At 63.9% G+C, this 20476-nt stretch carries 16 protein-coding genes; 12 read left to right on the top strand and 4 right to left on the bottom strand.

Translation table 11 applies throughout. The features are described from left to right. Nucleotides 1-163: 163 nt before the first annotated feature. Complete coding sequence (locus M3I56_RS04140; protein WP_042265698.1) at nucleotides 164-925, top strand: 2-keto-4-pentenoate hydratase; 762 nt, start codon at nucleotides 164-166, stop codon at nucleotides 923-925. 49 nt (nucleotides 926-974) lie between these two features. Here M3I56_RS04140 and M3I56_RS04135 read toward each other — a convergent pair whose 3' ends face one another. Then, entirely contained in the window at nucleotides 975-1259 is a 285-nt protein-coding gene (locus M3I56_RS04135; RefSeq protein ID WP_254352679.1) for a hypothetical protein, read from the bottom strand. A gap of 462 nt (nucleotides 1260-1721) precedes the next feature. Between M3I56_RS04135 and M3I56_RS04130 the strand changes: the two genes are divergently transcribed. The 11 genes from M3I56_RS04130 (at nucleotide 1722) to M3I56_RS04080 (ending at nucleotide 16707) form a co-directional block, all read left to right on the top strand. Further along, entirely contained in the window at nucleotides 1722-3644 is a 1923-nt protein-coding gene (locus M3I56_RS04130; RefSeq protein WP_254352678.1) for a PrkA family serine protein kinase, read from the top strand. A gap of 175 nt (nucleotides 3645-3819) precedes the next feature. Next, nucleotides 3820-5088: a YeaH/YhbH family protein gene (locus tag M3I56_RS04125; RefSeq protein WP_028207874.1), complete on the top strand. Its 1269-nt coding sequence runs from the start codon at nucleotides 3820-3822 to the stop codon at nucleotides 5086-5088. Continuing rightward, nucleotides 5085-6809 carry a SpoVR family protein gene (locus tag M3I56_RS04120; RefSeq protein WP_254352677.1) on the top strand — a complete coding sequence of 575 codons (1725 nt, stop codon included), beginning with the start codon at nucleotides 5085-5087 and terminating at the stop codon, nucleotides 6807-6809. Before M3I56_RS04125 ends, M3I56_RS04120 begins: the two co-directional genes overlap by 4 nt. A gap of 195 nt (nucleotides 6810-7004) precedes the next feature. Further along, a complete protein-coding gene (locus tag M3I56_RS04115) occupies nucleotides 7005-8681 on the top strand; it encodes a SulP family inorganic anion transporter (protein ID WP_254352676.1) in 1677 nt (558 codons plus the stop codon). A 208-nt stretch (nucleotides 8682-8889) separates the two neighbouring features. Then, the gene (locus tag M3I56_RS04110) at nucleotides 8890-10293 is read left to right on the top strand and encodes a GH1 family beta-glucosidase (protein ID WP_254352675.1); all 1404 of its coding nucleotides are present in this window, start codon (nucleotides 8890-8892) and stop codon (nucleotides 10291-10293) included. 253 nt (nucleotides 10294-10546) lie between these two features. Continuing rightward, on the top strand, nucleotides 10547-11785 hold the full coding sequence (locus M3I56_RS04105) for an ABC transporter substrate-binding protein (protein ID WP_254352674.1): 1239 nt from the start codon (nucleotides 10547-10549) through the stop codon (nucleotides 11783-11785). A gap of 8 nt (nucleotides 11786-11793) precedes the next feature. Then, entirely contained in the window at nucleotides 11794-12738 is a 945-nt protein-coding gene (locus tag M3I56_RS04100; protein ID WP_254352673.1) for a carbohydrate ABC transporter permease, read from the top strand. Beyond that, nucleotides 12735-13664, top strand: coding sequence for a carbohydrate ABC transporter permease (locus M3I56_RS04095; RefSeq protein ID WP_254352672.1), 930 nt, complete (start codon nucleotides 12735-12737; stop codon nucleotides 13662-13664). The genes M3I56_RS04100 and M3I56_RS04095 overlap by 4 nt, the downstream gene beginning before the upstream one ends. 9 nt (nucleotides 13665-13673) lie before the next feature. Continuing rightward, on the top strand, nucleotides 13674-14771 hold the full coding sequence (locus tag M3I56_RS04090; RefSeq protein WP_254352671.1) for an ABC transporter ATP-binding protein: 1098 nt from the start codon (nucleotides 13674-13676) through the stop codon (nucleotides 14769-14771). A 35-nt stretch (nucleotides 14772-14806) separates the two neighbouring features. Then, the gene (locus tag M3I56_RS04085; protein ID WP_028207882.1) at nucleotides 14807-15814 is read left to right on the top strand and encodes a substrate-binding domain-containing protein; all 1008 of its coding nucleotides are present in this window, start codon (nucleotides 14807-14809) and stop codon (nucleotides 15812-15814) included. A 122-nt stretch (nucleotides 15815-15936) separates the two neighbouring features. Next, nucleotides 15937-16707, top strand: coding sequence for an IclR family transcriptional regulator (locus M3I56_RS04080; protein ID WP_254352670.1), 771 nt, complete (start codon nucleotides 15937-15939; stop codon nucleotides 16705-16707). Between the two features lie 74 nt (nucleotides 16708-16781). Here the strand turns inward: M3I56_RS04080 and M3I56_RS04075 are convergent, their stop codons facing one another. The 3 genes from M3I56_RS04075 to M3I56_RS04065 are packed head-to-tail and all read right to left on the bottom strand — an operon-like array spanning nucleotide 16782 to nucleotide 20287. After that, nucleotides 16782-17624 (bottom strand): citryl-CoA lyase, encoded by an 843-nt coding sequence (locus M3I56_RS04075; RefSeq protein ID WP_254352669.1) that lies wholly within the window; start codon nucleotides 17622-17624, stop codon nucleotides 16782-16784. Between the two features lie 2 nt (nucleotides 17625-17626). Continuing rightward, nucleotides 17627-18823 (bottom strand): CaiB/BaiF CoA-transferase family protein, encoded by a 1197-nt coding sequence (locus M3I56_RS04070; RefSeq protein ID WP_254352668.1) that lies wholly within the window; start codon nucleotides 18821-18823, stop codon nucleotides 17627-17629. A 24-nt stretch (nucleotides 18824-18847) separates the two neighbouring features. Next, nucleotides 18848-20287, bottom strand: coding sequence for an MFS transporter (locus M3I56_RS04065; protein ID WP_254352667.1), 1440 nt, complete (start codon nucleotides 20285-20287; stop codon nucleotides 18848-18850). Between the last annotated feature and the right edge of the window lie 189 nt (nucleotides 20288-20476).

The raw sequence follows: 20476 nt of genomic DNA, 5'->3' as shown, positions 1-20476 counted from the left end.
GGTTCAGCCCGCGCCGATGCGCGAGCGCGGCCCGCACGGGGTGGCGCCGCAAAGGGGAAGGACCCGCGCCGCAGGGCAAGGGAGGGCGCACCGCGCCAGGCAGGACGAATTGCGCCGGCATCGAGCGCTGGCGCCGCATGACAGCACAAACAAGGAACCCGACATGACGCATGACGATCTCGCGCAACGCCTCGTGAATGCGCGCCGGCATCATCATCTGATCGAAACGCTGGAACCCGAGCGTGTGCCGCCGGACGCGGCCACGGCCTACGCGATCCAGCAGGCGGTGCTCGCCGGGCTCGAGACGACCACGGGCGGCTGGAAGGTGGGGGCGCGCGCCCCGGGCGGCCCCGCCTCCGGCGCGCCGATCCCGGCGCCGCTCGTGCACGCCTCGCCGGCGCGCTTCGAGCGCCGCCACTTCTTCCGCGTGCTCGTGGAGCTGGAGATCGCCTTTCGTTTTTCGGAACCGATCGTCCCGCGCGCCGAAGCCTATGCGCGCGACGAGGTGCTCGCACGCGTCGGCCAGATCCTGCCGGCCATCGAGATCGTCGATAGCCGTTTCGCGCAGTGGCCCAATGTCGCGCCGCTCGCCCAGCTCGCCGATGCGCAGAACAATGGCGCACTCGTGACCGGCCACGCGCTGCCCTACCCAGCGCTTGCCCGCGTGCTCGATTTCGTGGCGCCGGAGCTCGAACTGACGTTCGACGGCGCTTCGCTCGTGCCGGAGGCGCCGGGCAACCCCGCCGGCGATCCGCGCGAACTGCTGGTCTGGTTCGTCAATCATTGCGCCGCAATGGGCATCACGATCGAGCCCGAATGGACCATTACGACCGGCACCTATGTCGGTGCGCATCGCATCGATACACCGGGTCTCCTGCACGGCCACATCGACGGGTTGGGGGAAGTCGAAGTCGAGTTCGTCTAGGTCGCCCAGGGGGCGCATCATGTAACTGTCGCACCTGTCATATTTGCTCTCACGAACGGCCGCCGCGCGCATTGCGCGGCGGCTTTATTTTTTTGTGCGCGCTCTGTGGCTCATGGGTGTAAACCTGGCAACCTGTCACGCGCGTCATCTTCATCGCGCGCGTGCGTCGTTCGTGCGTTGTCCGCTCATTGTCCGTTTGGAGCGGGAAAACCACTACCGCCAACAGGGGCCGGTCAGCGTCGATTGGCATCCGCGCATGAATGCGCGGCAGGTCACCGACGATGGCGAAATCGACGCGTAAAACGGTAAAAAAATCGCATTGACGCGTGCTCACAACATCTGCGTGGCAGTGCCCAAGGAGAGCGCGCTCTGCGGGCTCGCGAACAAATCGTAACGAATGGGTGTGCACCGACGCTGCACTGGTGCGTTTGATGAAGAGGCGCTGCGTATGCCGTAGCACCGGACAGGCCGGACGACGAGGCGAAAAGCCGGTCGAACACCAGGTAAAAAGCGGGTTGCTGCGAATGCCCGGCCCGACGGAATTGGCCAACACGCAGGCACAGCATTTGGGAAGGAGCGTGACCCCGGTCTGAAATTTGCACCAGTGCGGATGATCATTGTAAGTCGTTGTCTGGCGCCCTCCAAGCGCTCAATAATGCTTAGCTTTCGAGGGCACATCCGGCGCGATTTAACGGTGCGAAAAATTTCAAAAGGGTTTAGGATGAATTTGAGCGATGTCGTTTCCGAATAGCGCGCCGCGCACGACATCGGTCGCAGATCTCGGCGAGGAGGTAGCATGGATATCTACAGCAGCTTCGCGACCCGCTTCGAAAAAACGCGAGAGGAAGAGTTCTCGCTCGAGGAGTATCTCGCGCTCTGCAAGGAAGATCCCAATGCGTACGCCACGGCTGGCGAACGTATGCTGACGGCAATCGGCGAACCCGAACAGATCGACACCCGCAACGATCCGCGTCTGTCGCGCATCTTTGCGAACAAGGTCATCAAGGTGTATCCCGCATTCCGCGAGTTCTATGGCATGGAAGACGTGATCGAGCAGGTCGTCGCGTACTTCCGCCATGCGGCGCAAGGACTCGAAGAGAAGAAGCAGATTCTCTATCTGCTCGGTCCGGTGGGCGGCGGCAAGTCCTCCATCGCCGAGCGTCTGAAGCAGCTCATGGAGCGCGTGCCGTTCTACGCGATCAAGGGCTCGCCCGTGAACGAATCTCCGCTCGGGCTGTTCGACTACGACGAAGACGGTCCGATACTCGAAGAGCAATACGGCATACCACGCCGTTACCTGCGGAGCATCTTGAGCCCGTGGGCGGTGAAGCGCCTGCACGAATACAACGGCGACATCCGCAAGTTCCGCGTGGTGCGCCGCTTCCCGTCCATCCTGCGCCAGATCGGCATCGCGAAGACCGAACCTGGCGACGAAAACAATCAGGACATCTCGTCGCTCGTCGGCAAGGTGGACATCCGCAAACTCGAGCAATACGCCCAGGACGACGCCGACGCGTACAGCTACTCGGGCGGCCTCTGTCTCGCGAATCAGGGCCTGCTCGAATTCGTCGAAATGTTCAAGGCGCCGATCAAGGTGCTGCACCCGCTGCTCACGGCCACCCAGGAAGGTAACTTCAAGGGCACCGAAGGATTCGGGGCGATTCCGTTCAACGGCATCATTCTCGCGCACTCGAACGAGTCGGAGTGGAAGGCGTTCCGCAACAACCGCAACAACGAGGCACTGCTCGATCGTATCTTCGTGGTAAAGGTGCCGTACTGCCTGCGCTACTCGGAAGAGATGAAGATCTACGAGAAGCTGTTGCGCAATTCGTCGCTGGCCGAGGCCGTGTGTGCGCCGGGCACGCTGAAGATGATGGCGCAGATGTCGGTGCTCACGCGCTTGCAGGAGCCGGAGAACTCGAGCCTCTTCTCGAAGATGCAGGTGTACGACGGCGAAAACCTGAAGGACACCGATCCAAAAGCGAAGTCGTACCAGGAGTATCGCGACTTCGCGGGCGTCGACGAAGGGATGAACGGGGTGTCTACGCGCTTCTCGTTCAAGATTCTCTCGCGCGTGTTCAACTTCGACTCGACCGAAGTGGCAGCGAATCCGGTGCACCTCATGTATGTGCTCGAACAGCAAATCGAGCGCGAGCAGTTCCCACCGGAAACCGAGCAGAAGTATCTGTCGTTCGTGAAAGACGTGCTGGCCTCGCGTTACGCGGAGTTCATCGGCAAGGAGATCCAGACCGCTTACCTCGAGTCGTATTCCGAATACGGGCAGAACATCTTCGACCGCTATGTGACGTATGCCGACTTCTGGATTCAGGACCAGGAGTTCCGCGATCACGATACGGGCGAAAGCTTCGATCGCGCGGCGTTGAATGCCGAGCTCGAGAAGATCGAGAAGCCCGCGGGCATCAGCAACCCGAAGGACTTCCGCAACGAGATCGTGAACTTCGTGCTGCGTGCGCGTGCGGCCAATGCCGGCAAGAATCCGGCCTGGATCAGCTACGAGAAGCTGCGCGTGGTGATCGAAAAGAAAATGTTTTCGAACACGGAAGAACTTTTGCCGGTCATCTCGTTCAATGCGAAAGGATCGGCGGAAGAGCAGCGCAAGCACGAAGACTTCGTCAACCGCATGGTGGCGAAGGGCTATACGCCGAAGCAGGTCCGGTTGCTCTGCGACTGGTATCTGCGGGTGCGCAAGTCGTCGTGAACGAAGAGGCTTTACTGTCCGAGCGCGCTGCCGCAGGTTTGCGGCGGCGCAAAAGGACCCCCGGCGGGGCGCAGGCGGCGTGGCCATGAGCGGGTGAACGCGGCACGCACGATGGCAGACGCGGCAATGAACACTGCGCACCTCGCCCATTCGCAACTGGAGCGGGAGACTGAATGTGCTTCATCAAATCATCGACCGCAGGCTAGCCGGAAAGAACAAGAGTATTGCTAATCGCGAGCGTTTTTTGCGCCGCGTGAAGAACTATATTCGTCACGCCGTTTCGGAAGCGGTGCGTGACCGCAGCATCAAGGACATACAGAGCAACCAGAGCATCACCATTCCGCGCAAGGACATCGCGGAGCCGTCGTTCCGGCACGGCCCTGGCGGCAAGCGCGAAATGGTTCACCCAGGCAACGAGGACTACATTCGCGGCGACCGCATTCCGCGGCCACAGGGCGGCGGCGGCGGTGGCGGCAGCCAGGCGAGCAACGAGGGCGAAGGTCAGGACGACTTCGTGTTCGAACTCTCCCGCGAAGAATTCATGCAGTACTTCTTCGACGACCTCGAACTTCCGCGCCTCGTCAAAACCCATCTCATGGCCGTGCCTACGTGGAAGAGCATCCGCGCGGGCTGGGCTGCCGAGGGCACGCCGAACAACATCGACGTCGTGAGATCGCTGCGCAGTGCGCTCGGCAGGCGCATCGCGCTCGGTGCGCCGCTCGTCAACGAACTGCACGAACTCGAGGAGCAACTCGAAGCGCTCAAGGCCGACCCGGCCGACCGGCGTCAAGAGATCGCGTTGCTCGAAGAGCAGATTCATCACCTGCGCGGGCGCATCTGGCGCATTCCATTCATCGACCCGTTCGATCTGCGTTACGTGAATCGCGTGAAGCAGCCGCAACCGTCGAGCCAGGCCGTGATGTTCTGCCTCATGGACGTATCGGGCTCGATGGACGAGCAGCGCAAGGACTTGTCCAAGCGCTTCTTCATCCTCCTGTATCTGTTCCTCAAGCGCAATTACGAAAAGATCGAGGTGGTCTTCATTCGCCATCACACGCGCGCCGAGGAAGTGGACGAGGACACCTTCTTTCATTCCACCGAAAGCGGCGGCACGGTCGTGTCGAGCGCGCTGGAGCTGATGAAAAAAGTGATCGAGGACCGTTATTCGCCAAGCGACTGGAACATCTACGGCGCGCAGGCTTCGGACGGCGACAATTGGACTGACGATTCACCCAAATGCCGCAAGATTCTCGCGGATGACATACTGACTCAGGTGCGCTATTTTGCGTATATTCAGGTGACGCCGGAGGAGCAGAACCTCTGGCTCGAATACGCGCAGCTCGCACTCACCGAACCGCATCTGGCGATGAAGAAAGTCGACACCGCGGCGGACATCTACCCGGTGTTCCGGGAGCTTTTCGAAAAGCAGGTGGAACACTCATGACGACACGCCACCTGCACAATGAGGCGCGCGGCTACCAGCCGGAGCGCCGGAAGACGAGCGGCCACGAAAAAGGGCATCATGGCGAACACGGTGACGGGCGCAAGCGCGGCCACCACGAAGACGCCGAAGCGCCCGGACACGCCGCCGGGGCTGCTCGCCACAAGGAGCATGGGCTCGCCCAGCAAAGGGAAGTGCAAATGAACGTAGCCGACAAACGGCCGTTGCCGTGCCCCTCCGACTGGACCTTCGAACTCATCGAGGAGTACGACACACACATCTCGCATGTTGCAGAGCAATACGAACTGGACGTTTATCCGATCCAGCTCGAATTGATCAGCGCCGAGCAGATGATGGACGCTTATGCGTCCGTTGGCATGCCGGTGAACTATCGCCACTGGTCGTTCGGCAAGCACTTTCTCTCTACCGAAAAGAGCTATCGCCGCGGCCAGATGGGTCTTGCCTACGAGATCGTCATCAACTCCAACCCCTGCATTGCGTATCTCATGGAAGAGAACACCATGACGATGCAGGCGCTCGTGATCGCGCATGCCGCATACGGGCACAACTCGTTCTTCAAGGGCAACTATCTGTTCCGTCTCTGGACGGACGCGCACGCCATCATCGACTACCTCGTCTATGCGAAGAATTACATCGCCGAATGCGAGGAGCGTTTTGGTCTCGACCGCGTGGAAGAGTTGCTCGACTCGTGCCACGCGCTCATGAATTACGGTGTGGACCGCTATAAACGGCCGCAAAAGCTGTCGCTCGAACGCGAGGCCGCCTTGCGCCGGGAACGCGAGGCTTATCTGCAGTCCCAGGTCAATGAGCTGTGGCGCACGCTGCCCAAGCAGCAAATGCCCGTTGCCGAGGAGATCGACGAGCGCTTTCCGCCGGAGCCGCAGGAAAACCTGCTGTATTTCGCCGAAAAGAACTCGCCGCTGCTCGAACCGTGGGAGCGCGAAGTCATACGCATCGTGCGCAAGATCGGGCAGTACTTCTATCCGCAGCGGCAAACCCAGGTCATGAACGAAGGCTGGGCCACGTTCTGGCATTACACGCTGCTCAACACGCTTTATACGCAGGGCAAGCTCGAAGACGGCTTCATGATGGAGTTCCTGCATTCGCACAGCAACGTGATCTATCAGCCGCCAGTGACGAAGCCGTATTACAGCGGCATCAATCCGTATGCGCTCGGCTTTTCGATGATGAGCGACATTCGCCGCATCTGCGAGAACCCCACGGAGGAGGACCGCAAGTGGTTCCCCGAGCTGGCCGGCAGTCCGTGGCTCAAGGCGCTGCACTACGCCATGCGCAATTTTAAGGATGAGAGCTTCGTGGCGCAATACCTTTCGCCGCATCTGATCCGCGAAATGCGGCTCTTCTCGGTGCTCGACGACGATATGCGCGACGCGCTCGAAGTCTCGGCCATCCACGACGAAAGCGGCTACCAGTACGTGCGCCAGGCGCTCTCGCGTCAGTACGACATGCATCACCGCGAGCCGAATATCCAGGTGTGGTCGGTGAACACGCGCGGCGATCGCAGCCTGACGCTGCGTCACTTCATGAGCGACAACCGTCACCTTACGGGCGACACCGACGAAGTGCTGCGCCACATGGCGCGCCTCTGGCAGTTCGACGTGTTCCTCGAAAGCGTGGACGAAAACGGCACGGTCCGAAAACGCTACGAATGCCGGTATATGCCGCCGCCGATTCGGGTATAGCCAACTCGCTGCGTGACGCGATTGAGCGCATAAGTCATGAGGCCAGCCTGCGGGCTGGCCTCTTTCATTGATGCGCGTGCAACGACGTTGCAATCGGGCACGTACCGGAGCGCCCACGCGCGCTAACATACTGCGCCAGTGAACCCGCAGCTAAAAAACACCGCACCTGGAGGCGGATTTCGAAAGGATGGCGTAATGGCGTTTGAACTGTTTCGCGGCGTGCGGCCGCTGTCTCGCACGTCTGCATTGCGCGATGCGCTCGCCGGCGTGCAGCTTGCCTCGATGAACGTGCCGCAACTGCTTGGCTACGCGCGCATCGCGGGCATGCCTGCCGTAACCGGTCTGTACACGGGCTTTCTGCCGCTCGTTGCGTTCGCGCTCTTTGGCGCGTCGCGTCATCTCGTGGTCGCCGCCGATTCCGCCACGGCCACCATTTTCGCGAGCCGTCTCACGACCATGGCGACGCCTTCGAGCGCCGAGTATGTCGCGCTCGCGGGCATGACCGCCTTGCTCACGGCCGTGATGTTGTTGATCGCACGCCTGTTTCGTCTCGGCTTTCTCGCAGACTTTCTCTCGCGCACCGTCCTCGCAGGTTTTCTCACGGGCGTGGGCGTGCAGGTGGGCGTGGCGATGCTCGGCGACATGCTTGGCATTACTGTGAATTCACGCCGCACGGTCCTGCAGATGAAGCAGATCGTCACGCAACTGGGCATGATTCACTGGCCGACGCTTGCCATCGCCGTGGTCGTCGTAGCGGCGATCCTGGTCTTCAAGACGTTCCGGCCGCGCTGGCCGGTGCCGCTCGTCGCCGTGGCGGGGAGCATCGCTGCGAGCGCCATCCTGAACTTCGCGGGCCACGGCATTTCCGTAATCGGGGCGGTGCAGGGCGGCTTGCCGCGCCTGAGCTTTCCCGCGGTAGGCTGGTTCCAGATGATCGATCTGCTGCAGGTGGCGGCGTCGTGCTTCGTCATCATCGTCGCGCAGAGCGCCGCCACTAGCCGCGCGTTTGCCGAGCGCTATGGCGAGCGCACTGACGAGGACACCAATCTCCTCGGCCTCGCGGCGGCCAATGCGGCGGCTTCGATGAGCGGCGCTTTTGTCGTGAACGGCAGCCTCACGCAGACCGCCATGGCCGACCAGGCCGGCGCGCGCAGCCAGTTCGCGCAGCTCGTGTTTGCAGGCGTCGTACTCGTGGTGCTGTTGTTCTTCAGCCGCTTGCTGCAATACCTGCCGCATTGCGTGCTGGCCGCGATCGTCTTCACGATTGCCGTGGGACTTGTCAACATTCGCCAGTTGATCGATATTCGCCGCGAAAGTCCCGGCGAATTCAGGCTTGCGGTGACGACGGCCCTCGCTGTTGTCGTGATCGGCGTGGAGAACGGCATCCTCATCGCAATTGGCCTGTCGTTGCTGCGCCACGTGCGCCATAGCTACCGGCCGCACACCATGGTGCTCGTGCCGAACGAGGAGGGGCACTGGCTGCCCGAACCCGCGCAAGCGGGCCAGCTCACGGCGCCGGGGCTAATCGTCTATCGGTTCGGTGCGGACCTGTTCTATGCGAACGACCACTTGTTCATCGACGAACTGCGCGCGCTGATCGATGGGGCGCCGTCGCCCGTGCATTGCGTGGTCGTCGATGCGGGGGCGATTACCGATCTCGATTATTCCGCGGGGCGCGCCGTGATCGACCTTTGCTCGGAACTCGCGGAGCGCGGCGTAAAGGTGATTTTCGGGCGTGTGAATCGCTATCTGCTTTCAGACATGGATCGGCATGGCATCACGGCCGTGGTGGGCCGTGCGAACATTTTCCCGACCCTGCACGAAGCGCTCGCGGCGGTGCGTCCCGAGCTGGAGTCGCGCTCGGATGCGTGACGCTCGTGTAGCCATGCTACAAGCCAGAAAGCCGTGTAGTGCAAAAAACATGTGAAGCAGCTACATAAAAACGTCCAGAGAAACCCCGATTGCCGGCCGGAATTCGCCGCTGTTATTGTGCGCCTCAAGCGCTGTGGAAGCGCTTCCACTCCAACCCGATCCGGCTGCCCAGAACGCATGCGCCGGTAATTCCCGCGCAGGAGGCTTCGTGACTCAGGACACCGCATTGCCGCATTCCGCCGCCACCGTTGCCGACGATCCGTTCACGCCGCCCGCCAGCTCCGCACTGTGGCGCAGCGACTTCCTCCTGGGCGCGGCCACGGCTTCGTATCAGATCGAAGGTGCGATCCACGAGGACGGCCGCCTGCCGTCGATCTGGGACACCTTCAGCGCCACGCCGGGCAAGGTGCTCGCGGGCGACACGGGCGCTGTGGCCTGCGACCACTATCACCGCTGGGAGGCCGATCTCGATCTGCTCGAGAGCCTGAACTTCGAGGCCTATCGCTTTTCGATCGCGTGGCCGCGTGTGATGGACGCGGCGGGACGGCCCAATGCCAAAGGCATCGCCTTCTACAAGCGTTTGCTGGAGCGGCTGCGGGAGAGGGGCGTGCGCACCTTCGCCACGCTCTACCACTGGGACCTGCCGCAGCACCTTGAAGATCGCGGCGGCTGGCTCAATCGCGACACCGCATATCGCTTCGCCGACTACGCGGACCTCATGAGCCGCGAACTGGCCGGCCTCGTCGACGCATGGATGACGCTCAACGAGCCGTGGTGCTCGGCGTACCTCGGCTACGGCAACGGCCATCATGCGCCGGGCCTCGCAAACGGCCGCTACGCCACCCAGGCCATGCATCATCTGCTGCTCGGCCACGGCCTCGCCACCGGCGTGCTGCACGCGAACGATCCGGGCTCGACCAAGGGCATCGTGGCCAACGTGGGGCGCGGCACGCCCGACTCCTCGTTGCCTGAGGATGTACGCGCCGCGCGCCGCTTCGAGGTGCAGCACAACGCGTGGATTCTCGATCCGCTGCTCAAGGGCGCGTATCCCGACGAACTCTTCGAGCTGTGGCCGGGCACCGAGCCGCTCGTGCTCGAAGGCGACATGAAGACGATCTCGGCGCCGCTCGATTTTCTCGGCATCAACTACTATTTCCGCACCAACGTGAAGAGCGACGGTGCGCACGGCTTCGTCGAAGTGCCGCTGAAGGACGTCGAGCGCACGCAGATGGGTTGGGAGGTTCACCCCGACGGTCTGCGCGACCTGCTGATCGGTTTCGGCCGCAACTACGAGAACCTGCCGCCGATCTACATCACCGAGAACGGCATGGCTTCGGACGACCGCGTGAGCGACGGAGAGGTGAACGACACGCAGCGCATCTCGTTCCTCAAACGCCATCTCGCCGCCGTGGACGCCGCGATCAAGGCCGGTGTGGACGTGCGCGGCTATTTCGTCTGGTCGCTGCTCGACAACTTCGAATGGGCGTTCGGCTATGAGCGGCGCTTTGGCGTCGTGCATGTCGATTACGACACGCAGGTTCGCACGCCCAAGCGCAGTGCGGAACTCATCGCGCATTTCATCGCGCAGCGGCGCGCGCTTGACGGCGCTTGACGGCACTTGACGGCACTTCGCGGGCGCTTGACAGGGTTACCGAGCAAGGGCAACAACTAGCGTGACAACCACGGCAGGGCATGCGACGCTCGGGCATGCCGTACGATGCGCCGTGGCCGCAAAACTTCCAACCCAAAAGCTTTTGCAGACCAACCCGGAGCAACCGGAGCCCTGCATGGGCCCGACGCCGGTGCCGAAGGCACTGACGCCAGGCGACAGCTGAAGCGCCAGCTCCGGATCGACAGGAGACGCAATGAAGCACAACGTACCCGTTCTGCGCGGCATCGTCGCCGCTCTCGCGCTGGCCGGCGCGCTCGCGGCCCACGCCGCGGAGCCGCTCAAGGCCAACGTGATTCACTGGTGGACGTCGGGCGGCGAGTCGGCCGCGATCAAGCAGTTTGCGCTTGCCTACGATCAGGCGGGTGGGAAGTGGGTCGACAACGCGATCGCCGGCGGGGATCAGGCGCGTGCAACGGCAATCAACCGCATCGTGGGCGGGGATCCGCCCACCGCAGCGCAGTTCAATACGTCCAAGCAGTTTCACGATCTCATCGACCAGGGACTCCTGAATAATGTCGATGCGGTCGCAACGAAAGAGAACTGGAGCGGCATCTTCCCTGAGTCGATTCTCACGGCGATCAAGGTCAAAGGGCACTACTATGCCGCGCCCGTGAACATCCACATGCAGGACTGGTTCTTCTATTCGAAGCCCGCGTTCGCCAAGGCCGGGATCAAGAGCGAGCCGCAGAATTTCGACGAACTCTTCGCCGATCTCGACAAGCTCAAGGTGGCCGGCCTGATTCCGCTCGCGCTGGGCGGTCAGGCATGGCAGGAGAAGATCACCTTCGACGCCATCTTCGCCGACATGGACCGCGATCTCTACATGAAGGTCTACCGCGACCGCGATGCGAATGCCGTGAATTCGCCTGCGTTCCGCAACGTGCTCACGACCTTCAAGCGGTTGCATAATTACGTGGATCCGGGCTCGCCGGGCCGCAACTGGAACGACGCTACGGCGCTCGTGATTTCCGGCAAGGCGGGCATGCAGATCATGGGCGACTGGGCCAAGGGCGAGTTTTCGGCCGCGAACCAGGTGGCGGGCAAGGATTTCGGATGCTTCCCCGGTTTCCCGAAGTCGCCGTACATGATCGCAGGCGACGTGTTCGTGTTCCCGAAGACCGACAATCCCGAGCAGGTCAAGGCGCAGCAACTGCTCGCCACGGTGATGACGTCGCCTGCCGCGCAGGTCGTGTTCAACCAGAAGAAGGGCTCGATTCCGATTCGCCCGGACGTGGACACCTCGGGCTTCGACATCTGCGCGAAGGAGGGCATGGCGATCATGAAGGACAAGTCGCGGCAACTGCCGAATCCGGAAATGCTGATTCCGCCTGATGTCCAGGGCGCGCTCCAGGACGTCATCACGAACTTCTGGAACAAGAACCAGTCGGCCGAAGACGCGCAGAAGGCCTTCGCCACGGCAATCCAGAGCTGAGCGCAGCCATGTACGCCGCCAAGCTGCACCCGGCCAAACGCCAGGCGGGGCAAGCGCGCAGCGCGCGCCCCGCGCGGCGGCGGCTCTCGCTCGCCGCCTGGATCGCGCTCGCGCCGATGGCGGCGACGGTCCTGTTCGCGTATCTCGGCACCATGCTGTGGACGGCGCGCGTCTCGCTCAGCTTCTCGCGCTCGCTGCCCACCAACACCTTCGCGGGCGTGACGCAGTACGTGCGGCTCTTCCAGAACGACCGCTGGATCCTGTCGCTGCAGAATCTCGTGATCTACGGCGCGTGCTTCATCGCGGCGTGCCTCGCGATCGGGCTGCTGCTCGCGATCTTCATCGATCAGCGCGTCGTGGCGGAAGGTGCGCTGCGCACGGTGTTTCTCTATCCCTATGCGATGTCGTTCGTCGCAACGGGCCTCGTCTGGCAGTGGATCCTCAACCCCGAACTCGGCGTGCAGGCGGTGCTGCGGCACATGGGATTCGAGCACGCGCGCTTTGACTGGATCGTCACGCAGCGCTTTGCGATCTACACGCTCGTGATCGCCACCGTGTGGCAGGCCTCGGGCCTCGTGATGGCGCTCATGCTCGCGGGCCTGCGCGGCATCGACGACGAAATATGGAAGGCTACGCGCCTCGACGGCATTCCGCGCTGGCGCGTGTACGCGAGCATCGTCGTACCGATGCTCAAGACCTCGCTTTCCACGGCATTCGTGCTGCTCTTCGTGATGGTCGTGAAGCTCTACGACGCCGTGGTCGCGATGACCCAGGGCGGCCCCGGCACGGCGAGCGAGGTGCCCGCGAAATTCATCATGGATTACCTGTTCAATCGCGCGAACATCGGGCTCGCTTCGGCAGCGTCGATCGTGCTGCTCGCCACTGTGCTCGCGATTCTTGCGCCATTCTTCTACGCGCGCAGCCGCGCGGCGCTCAAGGGAGACCGGGCATGAGCACGCCTTTGGCCGATTCGCTGCGCCCTGCGCCCGCTCGAGCGCGTGCAGCGCAAAAGCGGCGCAAGCCGCGCAGCCGCTTCACGCCCGCGCGGCTCGGCGTGTATGCGTTTCTGTTCACGGCGGCGGTGTTTTTCCTGCTGCCGCTCTATGTGATGCTGGTGACTTCGGTCAAGCCGATGACAGAGATCCGCCTCGGCCATCTGCTCGCGCTGCCGGTGCATTTGACGCTCGCGCCGTGGCGCGACGCGTGGGCCTCCGCGTGCACGGGGCTCGACTGCGGCGGCATTCGCGTGGGCTTCTGGAATTCGGTGCGCATCGTCGTGCCGAGCACGGTCCTCTCCATTGCCGTGGGCGCCGTGAATGGCTACGCGCTGTCGTTCTGGCGGCCACGCGGAGCGGGCGTGCTGTTCGGCATTCTGCTCGCGGGCGCCTTCATTCCCGTGCAGGTGATGGTGTACCCGCTCGTGCGCGTGCTGGCCTTCGTGCATCTGTTCAGTTCGCTGCCCGGCATCGTCGTGATTCACACGATCTTCGGCATGCCGGTGATGACGCTCCTGTTCCGCAACTACTATGCGTCCTTGCCGGAGGAGCTGTTCAAGGCCGCGCGCATCGACGGCGGCGGGTTCTGGCGCATCTTCGTGCAGCTCATGCTGCCGATGTCGGTGCCGATCATTGTCGTGGCGATCATCATGCAGGTCACCGGCATCTGGAACGACTACATTCTCGGCCTCGTGTTTGCGGGCACGAAAAACCTGCCGATGACGGTGCAACTGAACAACATCATCAACACGACGACCGGCGAGCGTATCTATAACGTCAACATGGCCGCGACGATCCTCACGTCGGCCGTGCCGCTCGCGATCTACTTCATTTCGGGGCGCTGGTTCGTGCGCGGCATCGCCTCGGGCGCGGTGAAAGGTTAGGAGCAGGGCATGGGCAATCTCACGAACGTTTCCGTACGCAATCTGCGCATCGACCTCGGCGCGAGCACGGTGATCGACGAACTCGATCTCGATGTGCGCGCAGGCGAGTTCGTCGTGCTGCTCGGCCCTTCGGGCTGCGGCAAATCCACCTTGCTGCACAGCATCGCGGGCCTCGTCGACGTGACCGACGGCAGTATCGAGATCGGCGGCGAGGACATGACATGGGCCGACCCAAAGGATCGGGGCGTGGCGCTCGTGTTCCAGTCGTACGCGCTCTATCCGACCATGAACGTGGAGCGCAATCTCTCGTTCGCACTCCGTATCAATGGCACGCCGAAGGCGGAGATCGACCGCCGCGTGAAGCGCGCCGCCGACATGCTGCAGCTCGGGCCGCTGCTTTCGCGCAAACCCGCGCAGCTCTCGGGCGGCCAGCGCCAGCGCGTGGCGATCGGGCGCGCACTCGTGCGCGAGGCGGACGTGTTCCTGTTCGACGAGCCGCTCTCGAATCTCGACGCCAAGCTGCGCACCGAATTGCGCCGCGAACTCAAGCAGTTGCACCAGCAACTCGGCGCGACGATGATCTACGTGACGCACGACCAGGTCGAGGCGATGACGCTCGCCACGCGCATGGCGGTGATGAAGGGCGGGGCGATCCAGCAGTTCGGCACGCCGGCCGAAGTCTACGCGCGCCCCGAGAACCTGTTCGTCGCGACCTTCCTCGGCGCGCCGCCGATGAACCTGCTGCGCGGCAGGCTCGAAGCCGACGAAGGCCGCCTGCGCTTTCGCGGGCCCGGCCTCGACGTGGATGTTTCGGCATACGCGTTCAAGGGCACGCCGGATCCGACGCGCCCCTGCGTGCTCGGCGTGCGTCCGGAAGACGTGCGCGCAGGCGGTGCAGTGCGCCCGCGCGAGGCGGCGTGGGAAGGGCGCTTGACGCTCGTGGAGCCCATGGGCAATCATCGTGTCCTGTGGATCGAGCATGAGGGCGGGCAGATCGCGTCGATCGATCAGGACAAGACGCCGCTGGCGAGTGGGGCGGCGGTGCCGTTCTCCATCGACAGTGCGCATGTTTCGCTGTTCGACGAAGAAATCGGCGCACGAATTTGATGCACAGAACCGACAAAGACAGAGAGACCAGGAACGTGGCGACCCTGAAAGACGTGGCGGCGCTGGCCGGCGTGGGCCTTTCGACGGCTTCGCGGGCGATATCGGGCAACGGTCCGGTGTCGGCGGAGGCGGCCGCGCGCGTGCAGGCTGCGATCGAGCAGCTCAATTTCCGGCCTTCATCCATCGGCCGGGCGATGGCCACGAAGTCGCTCGGCATCATCGGTATCTTCGTACCGACGTTTTTTGGCTCGTACTACGGCACTATCCTGAAGGAGACCGACACGCAACTGCGCGCCGTGCGGCGACACGTGGTGGTGGCCACCGGTTGCGGCGAAGCCTCGCCGCGCGAGCAGGCCATCGAGGCCGTGCGCTTCCTGATTGGCCGCGATTGCGACGGCGTGGTCGTCATCAGCCACGATCTGTACGACGACGACCTGCAGATGCTGCACGCCATGCACCCGCGCATGGCCTTCCTGAACCGCTCATTCGATCAGTTACCCGAAGCATCGTTTTGCGCCGATCACTTCCACGGCGGCGAGATGGCTGCCCGCACGCTCATCGAGCACGGCCATCGCGAGCTTGCGGTGATCGGCGGGCCGTCCACGTCATCGGATAATGCGGCGCGTCTGCATGGATTTTTCGCCGAGCTGGCGCGTCACGGCATCGAGCGCCGGACCGTGCCGCATATCGTCTCGGACTTCTCGCCCGAAGGCGGCTATGTGGCGGCCGGGGCGCTTCTCGAACGCAAACACCGTTTCACCGGGCTGTTCTGCGCGAACGACACGATGGCCATGAGTGCGCTCGCGCGCCTGCAGCAGGCAGGATTGCGCGTGCCCCACGACGTTTCGGTCATCGGCTACGACGACGATTATTCGGCGGCCTACATGGCGCCGGCGTTGACCTCGGTACACATTCCCACCGCGGAGCTCACGCGCAATGCGGTGCGCTGGCTCATCAACCAGTGCTACGGCACGCAGTGGCCGATCGAGCGCACGTTCCCCGTGAGCGTGACGATGCGCGATTCGGTGGTGCGGGCGAAGTAACGCGCGCGTGGCGTGCATCGAGCAACAGTGGTGGAGGCGATGGAGAGGGGTGGGGAGCGGCACCCGGGAGGCGGCAAGTCGCGTAAAATCGAACGCATTCCCAATCCCCACGTTTTCCATTCATGCCCGCGCAAGACCCGGCTGGTACGGTCAAGAAAGAAGAAGGCGTCGCGGTCATAGACCGCGCGTGTGCCATCCTGTTCGCGTTTCGCCCCGGAGACAGCGCGCTCACGCTCGCCGAACTCGCGGCGCGCACGGGGCTTTATAAAAGCACGTTGCTGCGGCTGGCCGGCGCGCTGATTCAGCATCGCCTGCTGCTGCGCCTCGACGACGGTCGCTACCAGCTCGGCCCCGCCACGTTCGCGCTGGGCGCGCTCTATCAGCGCAGCCTCAACATGGGCGACATTCTGCTGCCGCTCATGCGCGATCTGGCCGCCGCGAGCGGGGAGAGCGTTTCGTTCTACGTGCGGGACAACGCGGTGCGCGTGTGCCTGCATCGCGTCGATTCCCATCACGTGGTGCGCCACCATGTGCGCGAGGGCGACGTGCTGCCGCTCGAAAGCGGATCAGGCGGGCGCGCGCTGCTGGCATTCGGCGGCGAGCCGGGCGAGCCGTTCGAGAGCATTCGCCACGACTTCTACTGCATCTCGATCGGTGAGCGCGACCGCGAGACCGCCGGCGTTTCCATGCCCGTGTTCGGCGTTCGCGATACATTGCGCGGCGTGCTCACGCTCGCGGGGCCGAGTTCGCGCATCGACGGGGCGTTCGTCGAGCGCCATCTCGACGCGCTGTTCGATTGCGCGATACGTGCTACCGACACGCTCGGCGGCGACTCGCGCGCGCTGCGCGCCGCCCAACGTGCGCACGCTGAGCGCGCACGCCAGGACGCCTGAAGCCACGCGCGGCTAGCGCAAACCCTGCAGGCGCAAGGCGCCGTTTGCACGCGGTCGCTTTCACGGCGCATTGATCAGGACTGCTCCAGATGTCGCTCCGGCGCGCCGGTATACGCATACGGAATCTGGCGCGGCATGGGCCCCTTGTTACGCTCGCCGCGCCCGCGCTGCTCCCACGCATGCGCGAGGATGCCCACCGCGCGCGCGAGGCAGAACACGCCGCGCGCCAGTTCGGGCGCAAAGCCCAGTTCGGCGTAGATAACGGCTGTTACGCCGTCGATGTTCATCGGAACGGGCCGGTCCTTGCGCTTTTTCAGCAAGGCTTCGATGCCGCGCGCAATCGCCGCATAGCGGCCCTTGATCGTGCCGGACGCCACACGTGCATCGACGAGTGCGAGCAGCCGTCCGGCGCGCGGATCGACCGGATGAAAGCGATGGCCGAAGCCCGGCAGATACTTGCCGTGCACGGCGATGTATTCGTCCACGCCGGCTTCGACCGCGGCTTCGAATGAGGCGCCCGCCACAACGCGCGCGGCGATGTCGGCATAGAGTTCGACCGCCTGCTGGCCGGCGCCGCCGTGCACGTCGTCGAGTGCGTTGAGCGCCGAGGCCATTGCGCCGTTGATCGGCAAGCCGCAGCTCGTGGCCATGCGCGAGATCGCGATCGAAGGCGCGTGTGGCCCGTGATCGACCGAGGCCACGAGCGCCGCTTCGAGCAGCGTGGCCTCTTCGTCGCCGGGCAGTTCGCCGCGCAGCATCAGCCAGATCATCTGCGGGAAACTCACGTTGCCGATCAGCTCCTGGATCGGATAGCCGCGCACCTTGATGGAGCCCGGATGGATGTCGATGATCGAGGTGCTCCAGTAGTCGGCGCAAAGGGCGGCGAGATCGGGCGTGGTCGTGTTCGTCGTCGGCATGGTCAGATCACTCCGTCATGGTGGAGGGCGTCGATTTGGGCCGCTTCGTAGCCGAGTTGTGCGAGCGTTTCGCGCGTGTGGGCGCCGAGCGTCGGGGCGGGCGTGGCGGGTGCGGCGTCGGCATCGGCGAGCCGCAGGCCCGCGCGCGTCACGCGTTGCGCGGCTTCGCCCTGTGCCGGTTCGAACTGGCGGATGAAGCGCCGTTCGGCGAGATGCGGATGCGCGAGGATTTCGGGCACCGAGAGCACGCGGCCCACGGGCACTCCGCGCTCGAGCAGGCGTGTTTCCCAGTTGGCTGCGCTGTCTGCGGCGAGCGCGGTTTCGATCTCGGCCTTGAGCGCTTCGCGATACTGCTTGCGCGAATGGCGCGCGGCAAAACGCTCGTCGCGCGGCAGGTCGGGGCGGCCGATCACCTCGCACAGGCTTTCGAACTGGCGCGTTTCGTTTGCGGCGATATTGAGCAGGCCCGCACCGGTGCGGAACGTGCCCGAGGGTGCGGCCGTAAAATTCTCGTTGCCCATCGGTGCGGGCTCGACCCCGGCGTTCAGATAATTCGACACGACCCAGCCCATGGTTGCGAGCGTGGCTTCGAGCATCGAAACGTCGAGGCGCCGCCCGCGGCCGCTCGTGCGCGCGTCGACGAGCGCCGCGCAAATCCCGAACGCAGCGGTGAGGCCGCCCACCGTATCGGAGACGGGATAGCCCACGCGCAGCGGCGCGCTGTGCGCGTCGCCCGTCACGCTCATCACGCCGGACATGCCCTGAATGATCTGGTCGTACGCAGGACGGCGCGACAGCTCGCCTTCGTCGCCGAAACCGGAGATGGCACAGTAGACCAGCGCCGGATTCACTTTGGATAACTGATCGTAGCCGAGTTCGAGGCGGTCCATCACGCCGGGCCGGAAGTTCTCGACGAGCACGTCGGCATGGCGCACCAGATCGAGCAAGATGGCTTTGCCGCGCGGGTCTTTCAGGTTCAGCGTGATCGAGCGCTTGCCCGCATTCACGGCCACGAACGACGCGCCCATATTGCGCGCCGCGGCGTCCTTGTCGGCCCCGAGGCGCCGCGCAAGGTCGCCGCCTTCAGGATGCTCGACCTTGGTGACTTCGGCGCCGAAGAGCGCGAGTTGATAGGCGCAGAACGGACCCGCGAGCACATTCGACAGATCCAGGACGCGCACGCCGGCTAACGGGAGCATGGTTACCGCCTCGTATTGAAAAAATTAGTGGGAGATGTCGTCGAGCGCGCGATTTTTCGTGCGCGGCCCAAAGATGCCGATGGCCGCCATCACCACGATCATCGCGCCCGTGATCAGTGCGAAAACGCCTTGCACACCGAAGTGGCGCAGCGCGAACGCGATCATGAAGCCCGAGAACATCGCGGAGAGGCGCGACATCGAATAAACGAAACCCACTGCCGTGGCGCGCATGCGAGTGGGGAACAGCTCGACCTGGTACGCGTGATAGCCGACCGAGAGCAGCGTGCCGCCAAGCGTGATGAGTACACCGAGGAACATGAGCATCGCGGCCGACGTCTGCATGGCGAACAGGGTGCCGCAGACGGCGATGGCGAGCGCGGAGAGCACGACGAGCGTCTTGCGCTCGATGCGGTCGGCAATCGCCATGCCGAGGAGCGGACCGAACGGATTCGACGCGGCGATCACGAACGAGTAGAGCAGGCTGTGCGTGACCGTGACGCCCTTGGAAACGAGCAGCGTCGGCACCCACGAGGCGAAGCCATAGAAGCCGATGGCCTGAAACAGATTGAACACGAGCAGCGTGATCGTGCGGCGGCGGTAAGGCGGCTGCCAGATTTCGGCGAAGCGCGCCTTGGCAAGCGTTTGTGCGCTGGGCGATTCCTCGACAGGCACGGGCAGCAAATGCCCATGCTGTGCCTCGATCTTCGCTTCGAGCCTCGCGAGAATGCGAGCGGCTTCCTCGGTGCGGCCGCGCTGGGCGAGCCAGCGCGCGCTCTCGGGCACGCGGCGGCGGATCGCCCAGGCAGTGAGCGCGCCGAACGCGCCGAACATCACGACCCAGCGCCAGCCGTCGAAGCCGAGCGGCGCGCGCGGCACGAACCACCACGCGAGCAACGCGACAGCTGGCACGGCCGTGTACTGCACCAGGTGCACGAACGCGAACGCGCGGCCGCGCATGTGCTTGGGCACGAGTTCGCTCACGTAGGTGTCGATGGTAACGAGTTCGACTCCCACGCCTATGCCCGCGATGAGGCGCCACAGGTTGATGCCGGGCGCGCTCGTTTGCAGCGCCATGATGCAGGTCGCCACCGAATACCAAAGCAGTGACGCGGTGAACAGGGTGCGGCGGCCATAGCGGTCGGCGAGGCCGGTCAGGCAGAACGTGCCGATGAAGAGCCCCGCGAACGATGCCGCCACGAATGCGCCGAGACCCGAGAAGCCGAAGAACGAAGCCGTGGTGGTCGAGTAGAGGCCGCTTTTCACGAGGCCCGGCCCGACATAGGCCGTGAAGAACAGATCGTAGAACTCGAACCAGCCGCCCAGCGAAAGCAGAAGTACGAGCGTCCAGATGGCGCGCGTGGCCGGCAGGCGGTCAATGCGTGCGTTGATCTCGGCCGCACTGATGGGCGCGGCGGCATGGTCCCGGAGCGACGCGCGCGTCGCTCCGATTGGCAAGCTGGACATCGGACTCTCCTGAACGCTTCGTTTGCGTGTGCGTTCTCTCTAACAGAACACCGTTCTAAAAATATCGCTCGATGATACTGCGAGGCGCTGAGCCAACCGACCAGGGCTTTTACTGAGTGGGAGGCGCACGGAGGGGGCGGCGTACGCGTTACATAGGGCCTCATCCTCGTCAGCCTGACCGGCGGTCTG

The sequence above is a fragment of the Paraburkholderia sp. CNPSo 3281 genome, assembly GCF_024206515.1.
Taxonomy (GTDB): Bacteria; Pseudomonadota; Gammaproteobacteria; order Burkholderiales; family Burkholderiaceae; genus Paraburkholderia; species Paraburkholderia nodosa.
This window is presented reverse-complemented; position numbering and strand designations above follow the sequence as displayed.